This window comes from Streptomyces sp. NPDC053542, from assembly GCF_044544685.1.
Classification (GTDB): domain Bacteria; phylum Actinomycetota; class Actinomycetes; order Streptomycetales; family Streptomycetaceae; genus Streptomyces.
Genome location: NZ_JBITXL010000005.1, coordinates 405,476 through 425,772 on the forward strand (window position 1 = coordinate 405,476; position 20,297 = coordinate 425,772).

Below are 20,297 nucleotides of genomic sequence, written 5' to 3' on the forward strand. Positions count from 1 at the left end.
GGATTCGATGTCCATCTACTTCCTCCAGTCGTGCTTTACTAGTAACCTCGGAGCATTTTGGCGATCTCGCTGATTTCGTGAGTCTCTCCCTTGCCTACTGCCGAAACTGCTCTCCACAAGTCGTCGTGTGATGGCCCGCTGATGACATTATTTCTCCTCATTAGTTCCTCGACTACGGCTACGGCGGTCCGCTTGTTGCCATTATCGTACATGTGTGATCCGGCGATATCACGAATGGCTACCGCGGATTTGTCCCAGAAGCTCTCGTAGCGACTGGCGTTCATCAGCATATTTTCGGGGCTGCCATGCATGAGGACTGAGCCGCCGTAGTTGGAGTTAATTTCAGAAATCTCGTGCGGTTCGACTGGATTGCTGAACCCTCCGTCTTTGCAGCCAAAGAGGCCGAGGGGGTCAGTCCACGTATGAGGGTTGTGGACGTAAGTAGACGTGTTTGGTGCCGGTGCGAGACCCAAGGGGTCTGTTGATATGTAGCGCGCAGTGCCGGTGTCGTAATATCGGAAATAGTTGTAGTGCAGCCCGGTTTCGGGGTCGAAGTATTGGCCTGGGAAGCGGAGGGGGGTGTAGGCGGTGGCGTCGGCGTTCCAGGTGGTGGTGCCCCAGAGGGTGGTGCGGGTGTGCCAGGCTATTTCGCCTTCGGGGGAGATCAGTTCGGTGGGGGTGCCGATGAGGTCGGTGATGATGGCGAAGAAGCGGGAGTCGATTTCGGATTGTGGGGCGTCCGCCGCGCTTATGCGTTCGGTCTGGGCGATGGGGGCGAGGCCGTTGTGGTCCCAGGTGAGGGTGATGGGCGGGGTCGACGGCCCGGCTGAGGTGGTTTGTTCGGTGAGGGTGGTGCCGTCCCAGGTGAAGTCCACCTGTTCCAGGACGGTGGTGCCGTCTGAAGACAGGCGTTGCTTGGACGTGCGGCGGCCCAGGGGGTCGTAGCGGTAGCGCCAGACCGTGCCGTCGGGGGTGGTGACCGAGGTCAGGCGGTCCTCGGTGTCCCAGGTGTAGTGCCAGGATTCGCGCTTGCCGGAGAGGTGGCGCTTCTGGCGCAGGATGAGGCGGCCCGCGGCGTCGTGTTCGTAGCGGATGCGGCCGGCCTGGGTGAGGCGGGTGCCGGTGTACGAGCGGGCGCCGGTGGCTTCCGAGTTGGCGTGCGCGCCGGGCCATTCGGCGGACGTCTGGTTGCCGGCCTCGTCGTAGGCGTAGGTCTCGGTCCAGTTGTGGGCGGAGACCGCGGTGACGCGGCCGACGGGGTCGAGGGTGAAGCGGCGGGGGCCGCTCAGGAGGTCGTCGATGCCGGTGAGGTAGCCGTCGGGGCGGTAGGTGTACGACCGGTGCTGGAGCGGGTTCGTGTGCGCGGTCGCGCGATCCGCAGCGGCACCTGATGGTGTCGACGCGCCTTCCGCGGAGGCACCCGGCGGCGGCGTCGCGCCGTACAGGGACTGGGAGGACAGGCGGCCCGCCGGGTCGTACGACTGGTGGAGAGTGATCAGGCCGTCCGTGAGGCTGCGGGTGATCTCCTGGCCCGTGGCGTCGTGGGTGAAGTCCAGCGTGCGGCCGGAGGTCGTCAGGGAGATGCGGCGACCGGCCGCGTCGTAAACGTATGTCGCCACCGCGCCAGTGGGGGTGCGGCGGTGAATGCGGCGGCCGAGCACGTCGTACGCGTACGACATCGTGCGGCCGTTGACCGTCTCGGCGGTGATACGGCCCAGGGGATCGCGGGCCCACGCCACCTCGCTGTCCGGCGCTGTCGCGCGGAGGAGACGGCCGCTCGGGTCGTGGGTGTAGCGGGTGGTCACGCCGTCGGCGGTGCGCTTGGCCGTCGTACGACCGAGCTTGTCGTACTGGTAGACGGTCGTGTGGCCCAGTGGGCTGGTGCGGGCGGCGAGGCGGCCTGCCGGGTCACGTTCGTACGACACCCGGCGGCCGTCGAAGTCCGTCTCGGCGGTCAGCAGCCCGGCCGGATCGTATGCGTACGACCACTCCAGGCCCTGCGGGTTGGTGACCTTGGTCAGCCTGAGCTGTGCGTCGTACGCGAAGGAGTAGCGGACACCGTTCGGTTCGGTGCGGGCCGTGAGCAGGTCGAAGTGGGTGTACTCGTAGCGGGTCACCCCACCCGCGGCGTCGGTGTGGGTGAGGCAGTTGCCTTCGCCGTCGTACGTCCAGGATTCGGTCGCGCCGTCCGGGGCCGTGCGGCGGGCCAGGCGGCCTTCGACGGTCCACTCGTAATGGGTGGTCGCGCCGAGGGGGTCGGCGTGGGACACGACGCGGCCGAAGGCGTCACGGACGTAGGTCGTCGTGCCGCCGAGCGGGTCCGTGATCTGCTGGGGAAGGCCGTAGGAGTCGCAGCGTACGCGGGTGGTGTGGCCTTCGGCGTTCGTGATCGAGGCGAGGTGCCCGCGGTCGTCGTACGTGAAGGTCGTGACGGCCCCGGTCGGGTCGGTGGCGGACGTGCGGCGGCCGGCCTCGTCGTACGTCTGGCGCCAGACGGCGCCGTCCGGGTCGGTGACCTCGACCGGCAGACCGAGAGCGTTGTAAGTGGCGGTTGCCCGGGTGCCGTCGGGGCGTACGACGCAGGCCAGTTCACCGTCGGCGGTGTAGTCGTACGTGGTGGTGTTGCCCAGCGGGTCGGTGACCGACAGCACTCGGTTGCGTCGGTCGCGTTCGGTGCGGGTGACCGCGCCGGTGGGGCTTATCTCGGCGACGACCTGGGTGCGGTCGTTGATCAGGAAGCGGGTGGTGTGGCCGAGTGAATCGGTGACCGAGGTGATGCGGTGCCCGGTGGCCTCATCGATCTCGTCGTAGCGGAAGGTGTTCCGCATGTGGCCCGCCACGCCGGACTGGAAGACACAGCGGTGCCGGTCGTCGTACTCGTAGTCGAAACGGGAGTCGTTGGTGTCGGTCCAGGACGTGATGCGGTGGTGGTCGTCATACCCGAAGCGGAGCGGGCGCCCGGAGGAGCCGGTCACTTCGGTGAGGTCGCCGTCCGTGTAGCCGTAGCGGACGACCTCCACGTCCACGTCACTGCCGGACGCGTCTTCGGCGCCGGCCAGGTGCAAGGCGGTGATGCGACCGTCAGCCGTGCTGACGCGCACCCGGTAGCCGCCGCTGTGCGCGATCTCCGCGGGCGCGCCCGTGGCGTCGTACGTGAAGGTGATCCAGTGGCCGCCGCGGTGGGAGATCTGTTCGAGCAGGGCGACGCCGTCCTCCGCGCCGTCGGCGGGCGGGGAGAAGAACCAGGTACGACCGGTGTCCGGGTCGCTGACCAGGTAACCACCGTCGGCCTCCCGCTCCAGCGCCCAGCGGTCGCCTTCCTCGGACCGCGTGGGGACGCCCGGGACCGGGTGCGGGTAGGACAGCAGGGAGCCGTCCTCGCGTACGAAGACGACACCCCGGGCGTCGATCTCCAGGCGCACGTCCACGGTGGAGGTCCACGACGGGCCGAACCACCGGCCGGCACGATATGACGACTCGAAAGTGCGGCGGAATACCAGCGGAAGGCCGGCGGCCGGCAGACTCAGGTCGGTCTGCGGCAGCACCATCCGGCCGGTGGCCATGTCGACCGGGTCCTCCCGGCAGACCCTCTGGTCTTCGGCCCGCTCGGCCGCGCCCTTCTCGGCTCCGTCCGCCTGCTCGCGCGCCGTGCGTTCCCCCGCATCCTCCGCCACATCCCGCCCCCCGCGGCGGAGCGCGTCCTCTCCGAGATCGTCGGCCAAGCGGGCCGCCCTGGCCGTACGGGAACTCGCGCTCGCCGCCGCGCCCGCGCCGCCCGTGGCGATGTCCAGGGCGGCGTCGAAGAGCAGGCGGCCCTTGGCCTCCGAGGCGTCGTGGCTCCAGCCCGTGCCGACGATGGCGGCCGGGAGGCGCTCCGGGTGGTTCGCCATGCCGATCAGGCCCGCGGCCGTGGAGTTCAGCGTCATCGCGTACTCGGCCGGGTGCGAGACGTTGTACGAGTCCATGGGGCTGACCGAGCGGGCGAAGGCCACCAGCCCGAAAGCGCCCTTCGTGAAGCCGCCCGCCGTGTGCAGGAGCTCCGTCGGCGCTCCCTGGATCTTGTCGTACGCCTCCATGCCGAGCCGGTCGGTGAACTCCGGCTTCGCGGGGGCGTGGGCCAGGGCGGCGTCCACGTGCGTCACCGCGTGGGCGCCCGCCGTGTTGCGCTGCTTGCGGGCGTGGATCAGCTTGTCCCTGGCGGCGTTGCGCAGCGCCTCGCCCGGGTCATGGGTGAAGTCGCCCGGGTCGGTGGGGCGCTTGCCCGCGTCCTTGCCCGCGTCCTGGGCGTCCTTGTAGGTCTGGAGGTCCTTCGCGTACGCGGCCACGTCCCTCGCGTGTGCGGCCCGCGCCTTGTCGGTCGCCTCCTGGCCCTTCTTGTACTCGTTGATCGCCACCTGGGCCTGCTGCTGCGCCCAGTGCACCGTCTCGGCGAAACCGGACAGGGCCTTCGACGCCTTTTCGCAGGCGTCGGCGGCGTGTGCCCACTTGGCCGGGTGCATGGCGAACTTCTTGCGGAAGGCGTCGGCGGCCTGGCCGCGCCACTCGCCGGAGTCCAGCTGCCGCATCCCGGAGGCGACCTTGTCGAACGCCTTCTGGAAGTCGCTGAGGTTCTTGGCCGTGGCGCGGATCTTGTCGGCGCTGCCGTGCACCAGCTTCTTGGGGTCCTCGGTCTCGCCGAGCTCCCACTCCTGGACCTCGGCGCCGAGCTGGTTCGCGACCGAGTCGCCCTTGCTGCGGACCCAGTCGGCACCGCTGTCCCAGCCGGCGTCGTCCATGGCGTCCGCCAGCCGGCCGCTGTAGTGGCCGATGCCCCGGCCGATGGCCTGCTGGCCGCCCTCGTACGCGTCACCGACCTTGTCGGCGACATCGTTGACACCGTCCTTGACGCCGTCCGGTATCCAGTCGTCCCAGCCCATCAGCCCTTGCTTCCCCCGTGCTCGGTGCGGCCGCCCTCGCGCTGACCGCTGTCCCCGTGTGCGCCGCCGTCGTCGCCCTTGTCGTTGTCCGGGCCGAACGCGTCGTCCATCGCGGCGTCGTACTCGTCCCCGTAGCCGACGGCCTTCGCGTACGAGCTGTACTGGCCGCCGATCATCCCCTCCGTGGTGAGGTCGTGCGCCGTCGACTTCCAGAGGTCCTCGGTGTCCTGTTCGGCCTGCAGCATGGACTTGGCGCTGTAGTCGGGGTTGGCGAGGTTGTGGACCGGGTTGTCCTCGAGGGTCTGTCCCCAGCTGCGCTTCTCGGCGTCCTCCTCGGACAGGTGGGGATTGCCCATCGCGGCCGTCCAGCCGACCTTCATCGTGCCCTGGACGTAGCCGTCCGCCTCGTGCATCAGGCCCGCCGAGAGGCCCGCCTTCTCGGCGAAGTCGAGGGCTTCCTTCACGAGGGAGCGGACGCCCCACTCCCAGCGCTCGCAGAACGTCCCGAACTTCGCGGTGAGGTCGGCGTAGCCGGTTTCCATGCCGGTCAGGGCAAGTTCGGAGAAGCCGCGGCCGACCTCGGCGGCGCCCGCCTGGCCGATGGCCTGCAGCTCGTCGATGGCACCGTTGATGCCGCTGGTGATCTTCTTGATGGCCGCCGGCGAGACGTGGAGGTCCTTCAGCTCGTCGCTCATCTCCGGCTGCTCGCCGCTCATGCCGTCTCCCCCGTGTCCGTACCCGGGACCGCCTGGCCCTGGCCCCGGCCCGCTGCACTGGCCGCCGCGGCTGCGGCGAGCGCCTCACCGTTCTCCCCGTCCACGGCCGCCTCGTCCGGGACGATGCCGAGTACGGGCGGGAACATCACGCAGCCGCCCGTCTCCGCGTCCGCGACGTCCAGGGCCACGCCCGTCGGCTCGCCGGTCGCCGGGATCACCACGTCCAGCAGCCGGGCGCCGTACACGGTCAGGAACTCCAGGCCGTCCGCGGGCGGCGGCTCCCAGCCGGCGGTCACCGCGAAGCGGGCGAGGGCCGGGCGGTCACTGAAGGCGTAGATCCAGCGGATGCCGCCGTAGGCCGCGGTCATCAGGTCGCCGTCGAGCGTCGGCACGATCACGGCCGTACGTCGGAACTCCCCCAGCCGGGCGGCGAATGCCCGCGTTTCACGGGCGGTTGCGTCCTCGGCCTCGGGGGCCGGGTCCGGTGCCGGTGCCGGGCGCGGGGCACGGTCCGCGCGCGGCTCGCTCGGCCGCCGCTCCCGCGCTGCCGCTTCGGCGTCCGCCTGCCGCAGCAAGTCCTCCAGGCGCGGACGGCCGTCCGCACGCGCAGCACCCGAAGATTCCCCCGCCCCACTGGTACTCATGCATCACATGTTCGCATTCGCGTCTGACAGCGGGCCAGGAGTGCCTGGGCGGAGGGTGCTTGGCCTACTGGGCTGTCATTTCCAGGTGGCGGTGGCGTCCTTTGTGGTGATGTGCATGCCGAGGGGGACTCGCCACGCGTCCAAGCACACCTTCCACGTGTGCTTCTCCGTCTCGCCGCCGGCGATCGGGACGGGCAGTTCGCGGGTCGACTTCCGGGTGCCCCAGTCGATTCCGAGTCCGCCGATGATGTGGGTGGCGAAGGTGATGGTGCCGTCCGTCACCGGTCGGCCGCCGGTGTTGTGGAGCTTCACGGTTACTCGCTCGCACCAGCGGACGTCGGTGTTGGTGAGGAGGGGGGTGCTGAGTTTCAAGTGGGCGGGGGTGTTGTCGGCGGGAGTGGGCGTGGGGGAGGGCGAGGAGGGGGCCGGGGCGTTGTCGGCCGGTGTGTCCGGGGTGGTGCTGGAGGGTGGCCGAGTGGGGGTCGGCGGTTCCGCCGTGTCGGCAGGGGGGACGGAGCCGGCTGCCGTGTCGCCAGGGCGGCCCCCGGGCTTGTCGGCGGATTCGGCGGAATCAGCGGATTCGGCGGCGTCGGCGGGGGTACTCGTGCTGCCGTCGGCGCCGGGGCTGGGGCCGTCCAGTGGGGTCAGCATGACGTCGTCCGTGGGGGCGACGAGTTTGTCCGGGGCGCGGTCGTTCGCCGGGCCCGATGCGAGGTAGCCCGGATCTTCGGTGGTGCCGCAGGACGCCAGCAGGGTGGCCAGTAACGCCAGTACACCCACCGATGCGCCAACCGTCGTCCGTCGCATGGAGGCAGTGTGGGTGACGGGGCGTCAGGAGTACAGAGGTGAGGGCATGTCGAAGCCCCGGGCCAGGTGATCGCTCGTGGCGCCTGTTGCCCGGGGGTGCGTCGCGTCGTCAGTCCGTGGTCAGCCCGTCGCGGAGTTGGGCGAGGGTGCGGGTGAGGAGGCGGGAGACGTGCATCTGGGAGATGCCGACCTCCTCGCCGATCTGGGACTGGGTCATGTTCGCGAAGAAGCGGAGCATGATGATCTGGCGCTCGCGCGGCGGGAGTTTGGCGAGCAGCGGCTTGAGGGACTCGCGGTACTCCACGCCCTCCAGGGCGGTGTCCTCGTAGCCGAGGCGGTCCGCGAGGGAGCCCTCGCCGCCGTCGTCCTCGGGGGAGGGAGAGTCGAGGGAGGAAGCGGTGTAGGCGTTGCCGACGGCGAGGCCGTCGACGACGTCCTCCTCCGATACGCCGAGGCACGCGGCGAGTTCGGCGACGGTGGGGGAGCGGTCGAGCTTCTGCGACAGGTCGTCGCTGGCCTTCGTGAGGGCCAGCCGCAGCTCCTGGAGGCGGCGCGGGACCCGTACGGACCAGGAGGTGTCGCGGAAGAAGCGCTTGATCTCGCCGACGACGGTGGGCATGGCGAACGTCGGGAATTCGACGCCCCGTTCGCAGTCGAACCGGTCGATCGCCTTGATCAGGCCGATCGTGCCGACCTGGACGATGTCCTCCATCGGCTCGTTCCGGCTGCGGAAGCGGGCAGCTGCGTAGCGCACGAGCGGGAGGTTCAGTTCGATCAGCGTGTCGCGGACGTACGTACGCTCCACGCTGTCCTTGTCGAGCGTGGCCAGCCGCAGGAACAGGGAGCGGGAGAGCGTACGGGTGTTGAGGGCGTCGTCGTGCACGTGGTCCTCGTGCACGTGCGGTGCTGGTGCGGGGAGCACCTTGGAGCTGCCCAGTTCTACGGACATGCCACCCCCTTGAGGTCGCGGTCGGGTCGCCGTTGCGCCTCCTCTGCCCCATACGGAGCGAAGAGTTCAGCCTCCACCTGAATACCGGAGGCAGCGCCGCGGCAAACGCGGTTCCTGCAGAATGTCACATGTCGGCAACACGCTGTAGCGCCATGTCGACATATCCCTGCAGGAAGGAGTGCTGGTCCCTTGGCGGGCGTACCTCGTCCTGGTTAGGCGTCGATCCTGTTTGCGGATCGGAGCCGGGCGAAACTCCGCGAGAGCAGCCGGGAGACGTGCATCTGGGACACGCCCAGTTCCGCACTGATCTGGGACTGCGTGAGGTTGCTGTAGTAACGGAGCAGCAGGATGCGCTGCTCGCGTTCGGGCAGCTGTACGAGGAGGTGGCGGACCAGGTCGCGGTGTTCGACACCGGCCAGCTCCGGGTCCTCGTACCCCAGGCGGTCCAGGAGGCCCGGCAGGCCGTCGCCCTCCTGGGCGGCTTCGAGGGACGTCGCGTGGTACGAGCGGCCGGCCTCCAGGCAGGCGAGCACCTCCTCCTCGCCGATCTTCAGGCGCTCCGCGATCTCCGCGGTGGTGGGGGACCGGCCGTGCAGCACGGTCAGGTCCTCGGTGGCGCCGTTGACCTGTACCCAGAGCTCGTGGAGGCGGCGGGGGACGTGGACCGTCCGCACGTTGTCGCGGAAGTACCGCTTGATCTCGCCGACGACGGTCGGCATCGCGAAGGTGGGGAACTGCACGCCGCGGTCGGGGTCGAATCGGTCGATCGCGTTGATCAGCCCGATCGTGCCGACCTGGATGACGTCCTCCATGGGCTCGTTACGGCTGCGGAAACGTGCCGCCGCGTACCGGACCAGGGGAAGGTTCGCCTCGATCAGCGCGTCCCGCACGCGGGCGTGCTGCGGGGTGCCCGGCTCCAGGCCGGCCAGCTCGGCGAAGAGGACTTGGGTGAGCGCCCGGGTGTCCGCACTTCTGCTCTGGCGGGATGGCGCCTTCGGCGCAGTACGGGCCGTCACGGTTCACGCCTCCCCTTCACAGCGCTCCAGTGCGTCAGTAAGTGAGTCAGTCAGGTCTTCGGTCGGCGCTTCGGCGGCGCGGCGCTTCGGCGTCCCAGTGGTGGGCGGTAACTGGATAGATCGGGCAAAAGCGGTCATAGCATCACAAGACATGTGCACTGTGTGCAAGCACCGCATATTGCCGTGTTGAAGGGCAGTTGGCGGTGGTGGGTGGGCGGTACGGGGCTGCCGGGAGGGGCCGTCGCGGGCCGCCCGCGAGGGGGCGTGCACGCAAGAAACCCCCCGCCCGCAGGGGCGAGGGGCTGTTCGGCCCGGAGAGGCCGAGGGCGGTGCCGCCGGGTGCTCGGGCCCGTGGCAGCCGTCGTATCGCGGTCCGGCCGGGCCGGACCGCGCTCAGATCTCGTAGTCGGCGATCACCCAGGTGGCGAACTCCGCCCACTGCTTGACGCCCGCCTGGTGGGCGGGGTGCTCCAGGTAGCGGGTGAGGGCTTCCTTGTCGGCGACGGCCGAGTTGATCGCGAAGTCGTAGGCGATCGGGCGGTCGGTGACGTTCCAGCCGCACTCCCAGAACTGCAGCTCGGGGATGAGGTCGCCGAGCTCCTGGAACGCCTTCACGCCGGCCGCGACGCGCGGCTCGTCGCGCTCGACGCCGTCGTTGAGCTTGAAAAGGACCAGGTGGCGGATCACGGGGCGGCCTCCAAGACGCGGGATACGGGTAAATCGTTTCTGCTGGCGGGGCCACGCGCGAGCCTTGGAGGGGCGATCGGGGCGGTGGCGGAGCGCTGGGCCGGTGGTGCCGGGGTCGTGCGGTGAAACGGTTGTGCAGGGAAACGGTCCTGCGGTGAAACGGTCCTGCGGTGAAACGGTTGTGCGTGCGGTGCCGGTTACTGGATCAGTGAGGTCATGAACTGGCCCACGCCCTGTGCGGCGTCCGAAATGCCCTCGAACCCTATTTGCACGAGGTCGGCGGCCCGCGTCGGGGACGTGACGATCGTGTACAGGACGAAGACGACGACCACGTAAAGCGCGATCTTCTTCGTTTCCACCATGCGTCCCCGTCTCCCCTACGGCCCTATCCGGCGGCTCCTGCCCGGTTGCAGTCGGGCGAGTTTAACCACACCGGCCCCATGGCAGCAGCCGCGGCCGGGTCGGTACCGCTCCGTTCCGGCACCCGCGCGTCCCCGCCGTACCGGCCGCGCGCCGCCCTTATGGACGAAAGTCCCGCCAATCCGGGTCGTTCGGCGCCCCGTTGAACCGGGGGTACGGCCATCAGACCCGGAACGGACGAAGGGCCCGACTCTGCTGAGTCGGGCCCTTCGTGTGAGCGGTAGCGGTGGGATTTGAACCCACGGAGGAGTTGCCCCCTCACGCGCTTTCGAGGCGCGCTCCTTCGGCCGCTCGGACACGCTACCGAGGCAGAGCCTAGCCCATGAGGGGCCGTGTGCCGAAATCGGTGCCGGGAGGCGGGGGCGAAGACCGCCCGTCACGGGCCCGGACCGCGCCGCCGAGCGCCCTCAGCAGGCCCGGACCGCGCCGTCGGGCGCCCTCGGCATGCCCGTGCCGCGTCGCCGGGCGCCCTCGGCGTGCCCGTGCCGCGTCGCCGGGCGCCCTCAGCGGGCGCGGAAGAAGTCCGTGAGGAGGGCCGCGCAGTCGTCGGCCAGGACGTCGGTGATGACCTCGGGGCGGTGATTGAGGCGTCGGTCACGGACGACGTCCCAGAGGGAGCCGGCCGCGCCCGCCTTCTCGTCCCGGGCGCCGTACACCACCCGGTCCACCCGGGAGAGCACGATCGCGCCCGCGCACATCGTGCAGGGTTCGAGCGTGACGACGAGGGTGCACCCATTCAGCCGCCATTCGCCGACCTCCTTGGCGGCTTCCCGGAGTGCCAGCACCTCGGCGTGCGCCGTCGGGTCGCCGGTGGCCTCGCGTGCGTTGTGGCCGGTACCGATCACCCGGCCGTCAGTGGACAGCACGACGGCGCCCACCGGGACGTCACCGGTCCCGGGGGCGAGCGCGGCCTCGGCCAGGGCCTGCCGCATGGGCGCGGCCCAGGGGTCACGCAGTGGATCGGGTGCGGGGTCCGCCGGGGCCCCGGCGGCGGGCTGTGCGTCGGTCATGGGAACAGTGTCCGGGACCGGCGGCCGCCGGTCCGCGGCGGGCGGACGGGGGAGCGGCCCGCGACGCGCCGCTCCCCGGCCGTCACCGCACCGCCTCCAGGACCTCCGTGCAGCCGAGCGCGTCGGCGATCTCGCTCAGCGCGTCACCGTGGCTGTCGAAGGACAGCAGCTCCTTGCCGGTGACTCCGAGATCCTCGAGCAGCTCGACGTCGCCGAGCGGGCCGGCCGGCACCGGGTCGTCACCGGCGGCCTCCGGCTCGTCCTCAGCGCCCTCGGGCTCACCGTCCTCCGTACCGTCCAGGTTGGTCAGACCGTCGAGATCCTCCTGCTCCTCGTCGTCGCGGCCGAGCAGCTCGTCGGTCAGCATGGCGCCGTACGAGCTGCGGGACGCGACGGCGGCGTTCGAGATGAAGACGCGCGGGTCTTCCTCGCCGTCCACCCGGACGACGCCGAACCACGCGTCCTCCTGCTCGATGAACGCCACCACCGTGTCGTCGTCGACCGCGGCCTGCCGGGCCAGGTCGGCCAGGTCGGCAAGCGTCTCCACATCGTCGAGCTCTGTATCGCTCGCTTCCCACCCGTCTGAGGTGCGCGCGAGCAGTGCGGCGAAGTACACCGTGACTCTCCCACTGGTCAGAGGCGTATCCGGGCCGGGCGAGGCGGACGCACGTGCGCCCGGAGTCCCCGCCCCATCGGAATCGTGGCAGAAACAACGCGTTCGCGCGGGGTCTTCGGCGCTGCGTCGTGCGCGGGTTCTGCGAGAACCGGTCCATGTGGGGGCCGGACGGGGGTGGGGCGGGGCCCGATTCGTCCGCTTCGCCGGCGGGGCGGACGTGTCACCAGCGGAACGTCCGCATGCGCATCTGCTGCCGCATCCGGGCGGCGCGGGCGCGGCGTGGCTGCACGCGGTCGCGCAGTTCCTTGGCCTCGTTCAGCTCACGGAGGAACTGCGCCCGCCGCCGTCGGCGCGCCGCGTCCGGTTCGCCGGCCGCGCCGGCTGCCGGCTGCTCCGCTTCCCGTTCCGTTTCCCGGTCCGCCGGGCGGTCGGGTCTCGGGCCGCCGCCGTCGCCTCTGGCCGCGCCGTGCGCGGCGCCGGGTCTGCGGGCGTCCGGACGGCTCTGCCGTGGGTCCTGCCGGTTCTGCCGTGCGTCCTGCCGGTTCTGCCGGGTGTCCGGTCGGTTCTGACGGTTCTGTCGTGCGTCCTGACGGTTCTTCTGGTCGGGCATGAGCGACACCGCCTCGGGCCGAGGTCCTCGCCCGGAGGCCGGCCGGCGGTCCGGGCGTCTGTGCCCACTTTCCCCCGAAGTGTGGGGTTGATGCGAGTCGGTTGACGTTGGCCGAGGGGCCGCACGTAGATGGCCGATCTTCGTACCGTGCTCCGCGCGGCGCCCCGGGCGCCCACCGGCGGACGCCCGGGGTCCGCGCCTCGGTTACTGTCGATGTCATGCGGATCCACGTCGTCGACCACCCGCTGGTGGCGCACAAACTCACCACGCTGCGCGACAAGCGCACCGATTCCCCCACTTTCCGGCGTCTCGCCGACGAGCTGGTCACCCTGCTCGCGTACGAGGCGACCCGCGATGTGCGCACCGAGCAGGTCGACATCGAGACCCCGGTGACGGCGACCACCGGCGTCCGGCTCTCCCACCCCCGCCCGATGGTCGTGCCGATCCTGCGGGCCGGGCTGGGCATGCTGGACGGCATGGTGCGGCTGCTGCCCACGGCCGAGGTCGGCTTCATGGGCATGGTCCGCAACGAGGAGACGTACGAGGCGCAGACGTACGCCACGCGGATGCCGGAGGATCTCTCCGGGCGCCAGGTCTACGTCGTGGACCCGATGCTCGCCACGGGCGGCACGCTGGTCGCGGCGATCAAGGAACTGATCAAGCGCGGTGCCGACGACGTGACCGCGCTGTGCCTGCTGGCCGCGCCCGAGGGCGTGGAGGTCATGGAGCGGGAGCTGGCGGGGACGCCGGTGACGCTGGTCACCGCGGCGGTCGACGAGCGGCTGAACGCGGACCGCTACATCGTTCCGGGCCTGGGCGACGCGGGCGACCGCATGTACGGGACGGCGGGCTGAGCGTACGCAGGGGCCGCTGATCCCGACAGGGTGACCGGCGGCCCCTACGGGGCAGGCGGCGCGTCGGTGGTGCTCAGCACCCCGGCGTGTCCGGCTTCTCCTTCGGCGGGGCGGTCAGCGCGGCGAGCGCGGCCTTGGCGTCCTTCTCCTTCGCCAGGTCCTTGAACTTGTCGCCGATGATCAGGTCGACGTCGCCGCCCTTGCGGCCGTCGGCCTTCTGCTGGACCCCGGCCACCTGCGTGCCCAGCACCTTGAAGGAGCCGTCCACCGCGGCCGGCGCGCCGAGCAGTACGCCGGTGCCCTTGACCTTCTTGTCGTAGGCGGCGGGCGCGTTGCCCACCTCGCCGATCGTGAAGCCGCGCTTCTTGAGCGCGTCGGCGGTGTCCTTGGCGAGCCCGCTGCGGGTGGTCGCGTTGAACACGTTGACCTTGATCGTCTTCGGCTCGGGCAGCGGCTTCGCCGTGTGCCGCGGCTTGCCGCCGTCCTCGCGGGAGGGGCACTTCGGCTTCTCCTGCGCGGCCTGCGCGGTGCCGCCGTTGCCGGTGAAGACATCGATGAGCTGTACGGCGCCCCAGGCGCCCACACCCAGTACGCAGGCCGAGGCCACGACGGCCGCAACGATCCTGCGCTCACGACGGGGACGGCGCATCCGCGGATACCTGTCGCCCGTGATGCGGTACTTCTTACCGCCCATGCCGGGGGGCGTCAGCATGCTCATGTCCGCAGCGTAGTGCGGCTGCGGCGCTCTGCCTATTAAATGATCTGTTCGTGGCGCGAGAGGTGACCCGAAAGGGCCAATACCGGGCGCCGCCACCACGCTCAGTGAAGCTCGGGCCCTCGATCGGCGCCACTGACCAGCGTGATTGATCAGCCTTGCTGTCGGCCGTTGCCGGCGGGCCTCAGTCCAGTTCGAGGACGCGGGCGTGCAGTACCTGGCGCTGCTGGAGCGCGGCCCGCACCGCGCGGTGCAGCCCGTCCTCCAGGTACAGGTCGCCCTGCCACTTCACGACGTGCGCGAACAGGTCGCCGTAGAAGGTCGAGTCCTCCGCGAGCAGCGTCTCCAGATCGAGCTGCTGCTTGGTGGTCACCAACTGGTCAAGGCGTACCGGGCGCGGGGCCACATCCGCCCACTGGCGGGTGCTCTCCCGGCCGTGATCGGGGTACGGCCGCCCATTTCCGATGCGCTTGAAGATCACACGGAAAGCCTACCGGTCACCCGGCCTCGGGCGCAGCCATGTCGCACGGGTACGAACGGGGTGTATACGGCGTACAGGGAGCAATGCCTCGCCGCTGCCCGAGTACGGCGGGCCGGTCTCCGGAGCGGACCGGCCCGCGCGTGCGGGGAACGGGGCCCGGCCGGGGATCGGGGGGCGTCCCCGGCCGGAGCGCATCACCAGACGAGGGCGTCGGCGGGGTTGTCCTGCCAGTACGTCACCTGGGCGGCGCCGGGCTGGACGTACACCGGGCCACCCTTGACGGTGACGTTCTTCAGGGCGGTGCCCCTGGACACGGCCACGCCGAACTTGCTGGTCTTGAAGCCCTTCTCCGAGGAGTCGGCGGCGGAGAGCACGATGCCCGCGTAGGCCGTCCCGCCGGGCGCGAGGGTGACCACGGCCTGCGGCTCCGAGCCGTCGATGACCGGCGTGACCGCCTGCTGGTCCTTGTGGAGCCGCAGGAGCGGGTAGGTCTCGGCCGAGAAGTCGCAGCTCTTCTTCGAGGTGTTGGTCGCCTTGAGCAGGACGTGGTTGATCGGCCGGCTGACGGTGCCGGCCTCGAACGTCAGCGCCGACGCCGTGCAGGGCGCCACCTTGGCGGCGGCCGCCGGGCGGGCGGTCTGGGCCAGGGCCGGGCCGGCGGCCGCTGCCAGGGCGCCGACGGCGATGAGCGAGGCGACGGCGGCCTTGACGGACTTCTTCGACATGGTGGTTCCCCCGTGACTGGTGAGTCGGATATGGGTGGCGCTTGCGGCCGGCTGGTCCGTCCGGCACGACATCCACTCTGTCCGGGGGCGCTACTGGTCCGCTAACGTCCGGCTAATACCGCCTTACGAAGTCTTTCCGCCCCCAAATGCGACGAAGCCGGGCGGCCGCCGTCGAGCGGCCACCCGGCTCCGTACGCATCAGATCGTCGAGGCGTCGATCACGAAGCGGTAGCGGACGTCGCTCGCCTGCACCCGCCGGTACGCGTCGTTGATCTGCTCGGCCGGGATCACCTCGATCTCCGCGCCGAGGCCGTGCTGCGCGCAGAAGTCGAGCATCTCCTGGGTCTCGGGGATGCCGCCGATCATCGAACCGGCGATCGCCCGGCTGCCGCCGATCACCGAGAACGGCGAGACGCTGAGCCGGTCCTCCGGCGCGCCGACCTGCACCAGCGTGCCGTGCGCACGCAGCAGGGACAGGTAGGCGTCCACGTCCAGGTTGGCGGAGACGGTGTTGATGATCAGGTCGAAGCGGCCCGCCAGCTCCTCGAAGGTGGCCGGGTCGGAGGTGGCGCGGTAGTCGGAGGCGCCCAGCTTCAGGCCGTCCTCCTTCTTGCGCAGCGACTGGCTGAGGACGGTGACCTCGGCGCCCATCGCGTGCGCGATCTTCACGGCCATGTGGCCGAGGCCGCCCAGGCCGACGACCGCGACCTTCTTGCCGGGGCCCGCGCCCCAGCGCGAGAGCGGCGAGTAGACGGTGATGCCGGCGCAGAGCAGCGGCGCGGCCTCATCCAGGGCGATGCCCTCGGGGATGCGGAGGGCGAAGTCCTCGGTGACCACGACGTGGGTGGAGTAGCCGCCGTAGGTCGGCTCGCCGTCCCGGCCGATGGCGTTGTACGTCTGTACGTTGCCGGTGCCGGTGCAGTGCTGCTCCAGGCCGGCCTTGCAGTTGTCGCACTCCCGGCAGGAGTCGACCATGCAGCCGACGCCGACCCGGTCGCCGACCTTGTGGCGGGTGACCTCGGAGCCCACCGCGGAGACCACACCGGCGATCTCGTGGCCCGGGACCATCGGGAAGATGCCCTCGCCCCAGCCGTTGTCGACCTGGTGGATGTCGGAGTGGCAGATCCCCGCGTACTTGATCTCGATTTCGATGTCGTGCGCGCCGAGCTCACGGCGCGGAATGGTGGTGCGCTCCAGGGGTGCCTTGGGCGCGGGTGCTGCATACGCGGCGACAGAGGTGTGTGTCATGTCATCGAGCGTGCCTCGGGACGAGAAGCGGAGCCAGGCCCCCCGTTTTGGTACGAACGCGGTTCCTACCACTGGCAGTGACACCCTCGCGGCCCGGCGTCCGTACCCGGCCACCCGGATACTGGCCTTATGGACCAGCGCACAGAATTGAGCGAGTTTCTGCGCACCCGCCGTGCCCGCCTGCAGCCCGAGGACGTCGGGCTGACCCACCACGGCGGGCGGCGCAGGGTGCCGGGGCTGCGGCGCGAGGAGCTGGCACAGCTGGCCGGGGTGAGCGTCGCGTACTACGTACGGCTCGAACAGGGCCACGGCCAGAACGTCTCCACCGCCGTCCTGGACGCGATCGCCAACGCCCTGCGGCTCACCGCCGCCGAGCGCGCCCACCTCACTCACCTGGTCAAACCCAAGGCCAAGCGCTCGCGCGGCGCGGGGCGCCCGCAGCGGGTGCGGCCCGCGCTGCAGCAGCTGCTGGACTCGATGGAGGGGATACCGGCGTATGTGGCGGGCCGCCGCCTGGACGTCATCGGGTGGAACCGCATGGCGTGCGCGCTGCTCGGCGACTACGCCGCGCTCGCGCCCGAGGAGCGGAACATCGCCCGGCAGGTCTTCCTGGACCCGGCCTCCCGCGAGCTCTACGTCGACTGGGAGAGCAAGGCCGCGGACATCGTCGCCTTCCTGCGGATGGACGCGGGCTGCCATCCCGACGACCCGCTGCTCGCCTCGCTGATCGGGGAGCTGTCGGTCAAGAGCGAGGAGTTCCGGCAGCTGTGGGCCGCCCACGACGTGCAGGACAAGGGCTTCGGCGTGAAGCGGCTGCACCACCCCGTCGTCGGGCCGCTGACCCTGTCGTACGAGACGCTGCGGCTGCCCGCCGACCCGGACCAGCAGCTGATCGTCTACCACGCGGAGCCGGGCTCGGCCTCGGCGGAATCCCTGCGGCTGCTGGGGAGCTGGGCGGCGGACCCGGTGGCCGTCGATCCGGCGACGGAGGACGCCGTCCGGCATCGGGAGGCGGGAGGTTAGAGTGGCCGGGCCGTGGTGCTCGGGAAGACCGGTGGAGACCTTCGGGTCCGATTCCGGAGCGGCCCTCGCCACTGTGATCGGGGAGCTACCGACCCCTGCCTCGTACGCGCACCGCGTGCGTACGAGGGGCCACTGTCCGCGGAGTGCGGGCGGGAAGGCCGGGACGGGAGTGTGAACCCGTAAGCCAGGAGACCGGCCACGGCATCTCACGAACTGATTCCACGAGGTGCTGGAGCGTGATCGCCGGATGGCCCTGCCCACCGATGCCCCTGCTTCTTCCGTGCTGCCCGATTTCCGCTGGCAGCGCCGCGACACCGTACGGACCGCCGGTCTGCTGGCGGTCATAGCCGCGCTGCACATCGTCGCGTTCGGTGTGCTGTTCCTGCTCGTCGTGCCCGGCCACTACACCGTCGGCACCCAGGTGTTCGGCGTCGGCCTGGGCGTCACCGCGTACACCCTCGGCATGCGGCACGCGTTCGACGCGGACCACATCGCCGCCATCGACAACACCACCCGCAAGCTCATGGCCGACGGGAAGCGCCCGGTCTCGGTGGGCTTCTGGTTCGCGCTCGGCCACTCCAGCATGGTCGTGATCATGGCCGCGCTGGTCTCGGGCGGCGCGGCGCTCGCGGGGATCCTGATGGACGAGGAGTCCCGTACGCATCAGGTGCTCGGCACGGTCGGGACCACCGTCTCCGGGGCGTTCCTCTACCTGATCGCCGCCCTCAACCTGGTCGCGCTGGCCGGCATCTGGCGCGTCTTCCGTGCCATGCGGGCCGGGGAGTACGACGAGTCGGAGCTGGAGCGGCAGCTGGACTCGCGCGGCTTCATGAACCGGGTGCTCGGCCGGTTCACCAAGGCCATCACGCGGCCGGGCCAGATGTTCCCGATCGGGCTGCTCCTCGGCCTCGGCTTCGACACCGCGACCGAGGTGACGCTGATGGTGATGGCGGGCAGCGGCGCCGCGTCCGGGCTGCCCTGGTACGCGGTGCTGTGCCTGCCGCTGCTGTTCGCGGCCGGGATGAGCCTCTTCGACACGCTCGACGGCACGTTCATGAACTTCGCGTACCAGTGGGCGTTCTCCAACCCGGTGCGCAAGGTCTACTACAACCTCACGATCACCGGGCTCTCCATCGCCGTGGCGCTCTTCATCGGGACCATCGAGCTGGTCAGCGTCCTGCACGACAAGCTCGGCCTGACGGACGCGGTCACCGGCTGGATCTCCGGCCTGGAGCTGGACAACGTCGGCTACCTCATCGTCGGCCTCTTCGTCGTCGTCTGGGCGGCGGCGATCGCCTACTGGCGGCTGTCGGGCGTCGAAAAGCGGTGGGCGGCCCGGGTGGCCGCCTCGCCGGAGGGCTGAGCACCCGGTACGAGGAGAGGGGCGGCGGCCGACCGAGGGTGAGGGCCCTGGTCGGCCCCGCCCCTACTTCCCCGCCGCCTTCTTCGCCGCCCGCTTCATCTGCTGCTTGTACGCCCGGACCTCGGCCAGCGACTCGGGGCCCGTGATGTCGGCGACCGAGCGGTGGGAGCCCTCCTCGCCGTACGGGCCTGCGGCCTCGCGCCAGCCCTCGGGGCGCACCCCGAACTGCTTGCCGAGCAGGGCCAGGAAGATCTGTGCCTTCTGCTTGCCGAAGCCGGGCAGGTCGTTGAGGCGTTTCAGCAGCTCGGCGCCGGTCCCCGCGTCCCGCCACACGGCCTCCGCGTCCCCGTCGTAGTGCGTGACGAGGTACTGGCACAGCTGCTGCACCCGCTTGGCCATCGACCGGGGGTAGCGGTGCACGGCCGGCTTGCGGGCCAGCAGCTCCTCGAATGCCTCCGGGTCCTGGGCGGCGATGGCGTGCGCGTCCAGGTCGTCGCCGTTCATCCGCCGGGCGATGGTGTACGGACCGGTGAACGCCCACTCCATCGGCACCTGCTGGTCCAGCAGCATGCCCACCAGCGCGGCGAGCGGACTGCGGCCGAGCAGTTCGTCGGCTTCCTCCTGCTGGGCGACCCGCATCCTCACGTTCATGTTCCGATGATCCCTTCCGGCGCCGCACCGCGCATACCCAGGCAAGCGTTTTCGTGCGACGATCCCGTCCATGCCGACACTGAGCGAACTGATTCCCGCCGAGGCCGTGCGGCTGGACGTGGCGGCGGCGGACTGGCGGGAGGCGGTACGGGCCGCCGGCGACCTCATGGTCGCGACCGGTACCTGTACCGGCGAGTACACCACGGAAATGATCGAGAACGTCGAGGAGAACGGGCCGTACATCGTCATCGCGCCCGGCTTCGCCTTCGCGCACGCCCGCCCCTCGCCCGCGGTCCTGAGGACCGGCATGTCCTGGGTGCGGCTGGCCGAGCCGGTGGAGTTCGGGCACGAGTCGAACGACCCGGTGAGCCTGGTCGTCGCGCTCGCGGCGCGCGACTCCGGGGCGCACACGGAGGCGATGGCGGCGCTCGCGCGGCTGCTCGGTGACCCGGAGACCGAGCGCGCGCTGCGCGAGGCCCGGACGCCGGAGGCGGTGCAGGCGGTACTGGCGGGCCGGGAAACGCCGGAGCGGCAATCGGCCGACGGCGGCACGTCCGTGCACAAGATCCTCACCGTCTGCGGCAACGGCCTGGGCACCAGCCTCTTCCTGAAGAACACCCTGGAGCAGGTGCTCGACCGCTGGGGCTGGAGTAAGCACGTCACCGTCGAGGCGACCGACACCATCTCGGCCAAGGGCAAGGCCGGCGAGGCCGTCGCCATCCTCACCTCGGGCGAGATCGCCAGGACGCTCGGCGACGTCGGCGTCCCGGTGAAGGTCGTCGAGAACTTCACCAGTACGGGTGAGGTCGACCGCATCCTCCGCGACACCTACGACGTCCAGTAACG

20 protein-coding genes, 1 tRNA gene and 1 riboswitch are annotated in these 20,297 nt (G+C 70.5%); of the genes, 4 read left to right on the forward strand and 17 right to left on the reverse strand.

Annotated features, from left to right (window positions below; genetic code table 11):
• Window positions 1–38: 38 nt before the first annotated feature.
• The 12 genes from ACIGXO_RS16765 to ACIGXO_RS16820 all read right to left on the reverse strand — a co-directional run bounded on the left by ACIGXO_RS16765 (window position 39) and on the right by ACIGXO_RS16820 (window position 12,391).
• Complete coding sequence (locus ACIGXO_RS16765) at window positions 39–4,916, reverse strand: putative T7SS-secreted protein (protein ID WP_399786548.1); 4,878 nt, start codon at window positions 4,914–4,916, stop codon at window positions 39–41.
• Window positions 4,916–5,632: a hypothetical protein gene (locus tag ACIGXO_RS16770; RefSeq protein ID WP_399786551.1), complete on the reverse strand. Its 717-nt coding sequence runs from the start codon at window positions 5,630–5,632 to the stop codon at window positions 4,916–4,918. Before ACIGXO_RS16770 ends, ACIGXO_RS16765 begins: the two co-directional genes overlap by 1 nt.
• Window positions 5,629–6,276 carry an SseB family protein gene (locus ACIGXO_RS16775; protein WP_399786554.1) on the reverse strand — a complete coding sequence of 216 codons (648 nt, stop codon included), beginning with the start codon at window positions 6,274–6,276 and terminating at the stop codon, window positions 5,629–5,631. The genes ACIGXO_RS16770 and ACIGXO_RS16775 overlap by 4 nt, the downstream gene beginning before the upstream one ends.
• A gap of 75 nt (window positions 6,277–6,351) precedes the next feature.
• Window positions 6,352–7,083 carry a hypothetical protein gene (locus ACIGXO_RS16780; protein WP_399786557.1) on the reverse strand — a complete coding sequence of 244 codons (732 nt, stop codon included), beginning with the start codon at window positions 7,081–7,083 and terminating at the stop codon, window positions 6,352–6,354.
• 109 nt (window positions 7,084–7,192) lie between these two features.
• Window positions 7,193–8,032: an RNA polymerase sigma factor SigF gene (locus ACIGXO_RS16785; protein ID WP_399786560.1), complete on the reverse strand. Its 840-nt coding sequence runs from the start codon at window positions 8,030–8,032 to the stop codon at window positions 7,193–7,195.
• 212 nt (window positions 8,033–8,244) lie between these two features.
• Window positions 8,245–9,048: an RNA polymerase sigma factor SigF gene (locus ACIGXO_RS16790; RefSeq protein WP_363259310.1), complete on the reverse strand. Its 804-nt coding sequence runs from the start codon at window positions 9,046–9,048 to the stop codon at window positions 8,245–8,247.
• 393 nt (window positions 9,049–9,441) lie between these two features.
• Window positions 9,442–9,735: a Dabb family protein gene (locus ACIGXO_RS16795; RefSeq protein ID WP_399786563.1), complete on the reverse strand. Its 294-nt coding sequence runs from the start codon at window positions 9,733–9,735 to the stop codon at window positions 9,442–9,444.
• Window positions 9,736–9,932: 197 nt separating this feature from the next.
• Complete coding sequence (locus ACIGXO_RS16800) at window positions 9,933–10,097, reverse strand: hypothetical protein (protein ID WP_181138704.1); 165 nt, start codon at window positions 10,095–10,097, stop codon at window positions 9,933–9,935.
• 276 nt (window positions 10,098–10,373) lie between these two features.
• Window positions 10,374–10,460 (reverse strand) — tRNA-Ser (locus tag ACIGXO_RS16805).
• Between the two features lie 198 nt (window positions 10,461–10,658).
• Window positions 10,659–11,165, reverse strand: coding sequence for a tRNA adenosine(34) deaminase TadA (gene tadA, locus ACIGXO_RS16810; RefSeq protein WP_399786566.1), 507 nt, complete (start codon window positions 11,163–11,165; stop codon window positions 10,659–10,661).
• An 82-nt stretch (window positions 11,166–11,247) separates the two neighbouring features.
• Window positions 11,248–11,781: a hypothetical protein gene (locus ACIGXO_RS16815; protein ID WP_399786569.1), complete on the reverse strand. Its 534-nt coding sequence runs from the start codon at window positions 11,779–11,781 to the stop codon at window positions 11,248–11,250.
• 220 nt (window positions 11,782–12,001) lie between these two features.
• Window positions 12,002–12,391, reverse strand: coding sequence for a hypothetical protein (locus ACIGXO_RS16820; RefSeq protein ID WP_399787140.1), 390 nt, complete (start codon window positions 12,389–12,391; stop codon window positions 12,002–12,004).
• Window positions 12,392–12,609: 218 nt separating this feature from the next.
• Here ACIGXO_RS16820 and upp point away from each other — a divergent pair, with 218 nt between their 5' ends.
• Window positions 12,610–13,245 carry a uracil phosphoribosyltransferase gene (upp, locus tag ACIGXO_RS16825; protein WP_030259840.1) on the forward strand — a complete coding sequence of 212 codons (636 nt, stop codon included), beginning with the start codon at window positions 12,610–12,612 and terminating at the stop codon, window positions 13,243–13,245.
• Between the two features lie 73 nt (window positions 13,246–13,318).
• On the opposite strand, the gene ACIGXO_RS16830 is transcribed toward upp, so the two are convergent.
• The 4 genes from ACIGXO_RS16830 to ACIGXO_RS16845 all read right to left on the reverse strand — a co-directional run bounded on the left by ACIGXO_RS16830 (window position 13,319) and on the right by ACIGXO_RS16845 (window position 16,414).
• A complete protein-coding gene (locus ACIGXO_RS16830; RefSeq protein ID WP_399786572.1) occupies window positions 13,319–13,963 on the reverse strand; it encodes a LytR C-terminal domain-containing protein in 645 nt (214 codons plus the stop codon).
• Between the two features lie 181 nt (window positions 13,964–14,144).
• Window positions 14,145–14,441 carry a type II toxin-antitoxin system VapB family antitoxin gene (locus ACIGXO_RS16835; protein ID WP_004943146.1) on the reverse strand — a complete coding sequence of 99 codons (297 nt, stop codon included), beginning with the start codon at window positions 14,439–14,441 and terminating at the stop codon, window positions 14,145–14,147.
• A gap of 194 nt (window positions 14,442–14,635) precedes the next feature.
• Window positions 14,636–15,166, reverse strand: a complete 531-nt coding sequence (locus ACIGXO_RS16840) for a DUF4232 domain-containing protein (RefSeq protein WP_399786575.1) — start codon at window positions 15,164–15,166, stop codon at window positions 14,636–14,638.
• Window positions 15,167–15,364: 198 nt separating this feature from the next.
• On the reverse strand, window positions 15,365–16,414 hold the full coding sequence (locus ACIGXO_RS16845; protein WP_399786578.1) for an NAD(P)-dependent alcohol dehydrogenase: 1,050 nt from the start codon (window positions 16,412–16,414) through the stop codon (window positions 15,365–15,367).
• Between the two features lie 129 nt (window positions 16,415–16,543).
• On the opposite strand from ACIGXO_RS16845, the gene ACIGXO_RS16850 reads away from it, so the two are divergent.
• Together ACIGXO_RS16850 and ACIGXO_RS16855 are read left to right on the forward strand one after the other, a co-directional pair.
• Window positions 16,544–17,437 (forward strand): helix-turn-helix domain-containing protein, encoded by an 894-nt coding sequence (locus ACIGXO_RS16850; protein WP_399786581.1) that lies wholly within the window; start codon window positions 16,544–16,546, stop codon window positions 17,435–17,437.
• A riboswitch (cobalamin riboswitch) is annotated at window positions 17,434–17,653 on the forward strand. (Overlaps the previous gene by 4 nt.)
• 31 nt (window positions 17,654–17,684) lie before the next feature.
• Window positions 17,685–18,800, forward strand: a complete 1,116-nt coding sequence (locus ACIGXO_RS16855) for a HoxN/HupN/NixA family nickel/cobalt transporter (RefSeq protein WP_399787114.1) — start codon at window positions 17,685–17,687, stop codon at window positions 18,798–18,800.
• Window positions 18,801–18,863: 63 nt separating this feature from the next.
• On the opposite strand, the gene ACIGXO_RS16860 is transcribed toward ACIGXO_RS16855, so the two are convergent.
• Window positions 18,864–19,451, reverse strand: coding sequence for an HhH-GPD-type base excision DNA repair protein (locus ACIGXO_RS16860; protein ID WP_399786584.1), 588 nt, complete (start codon window positions 19,449–19,451; stop codon window positions 18,864–18,866).
• 70 nt (window positions 19,452–19,521) lie between these two features.
• Between ACIGXO_RS16860 and ACIGXO_RS16865 the strand changes: the two genes are divergently transcribed.
• Window positions 19,522–20,295: a PTS sugar transporter subunit IIA gene (locus tag ACIGXO_RS16865; RefSeq protein ID WP_399786587.1), complete on the forward strand. Its 774-nt coding sequence runs from the start codon at window positions 19,522–19,524 to the stop codon at window positions 20,293–20,295.
• The last annotated feature ends 2 nt before the right edge of the window (window positions 20,296–20,297 follow it).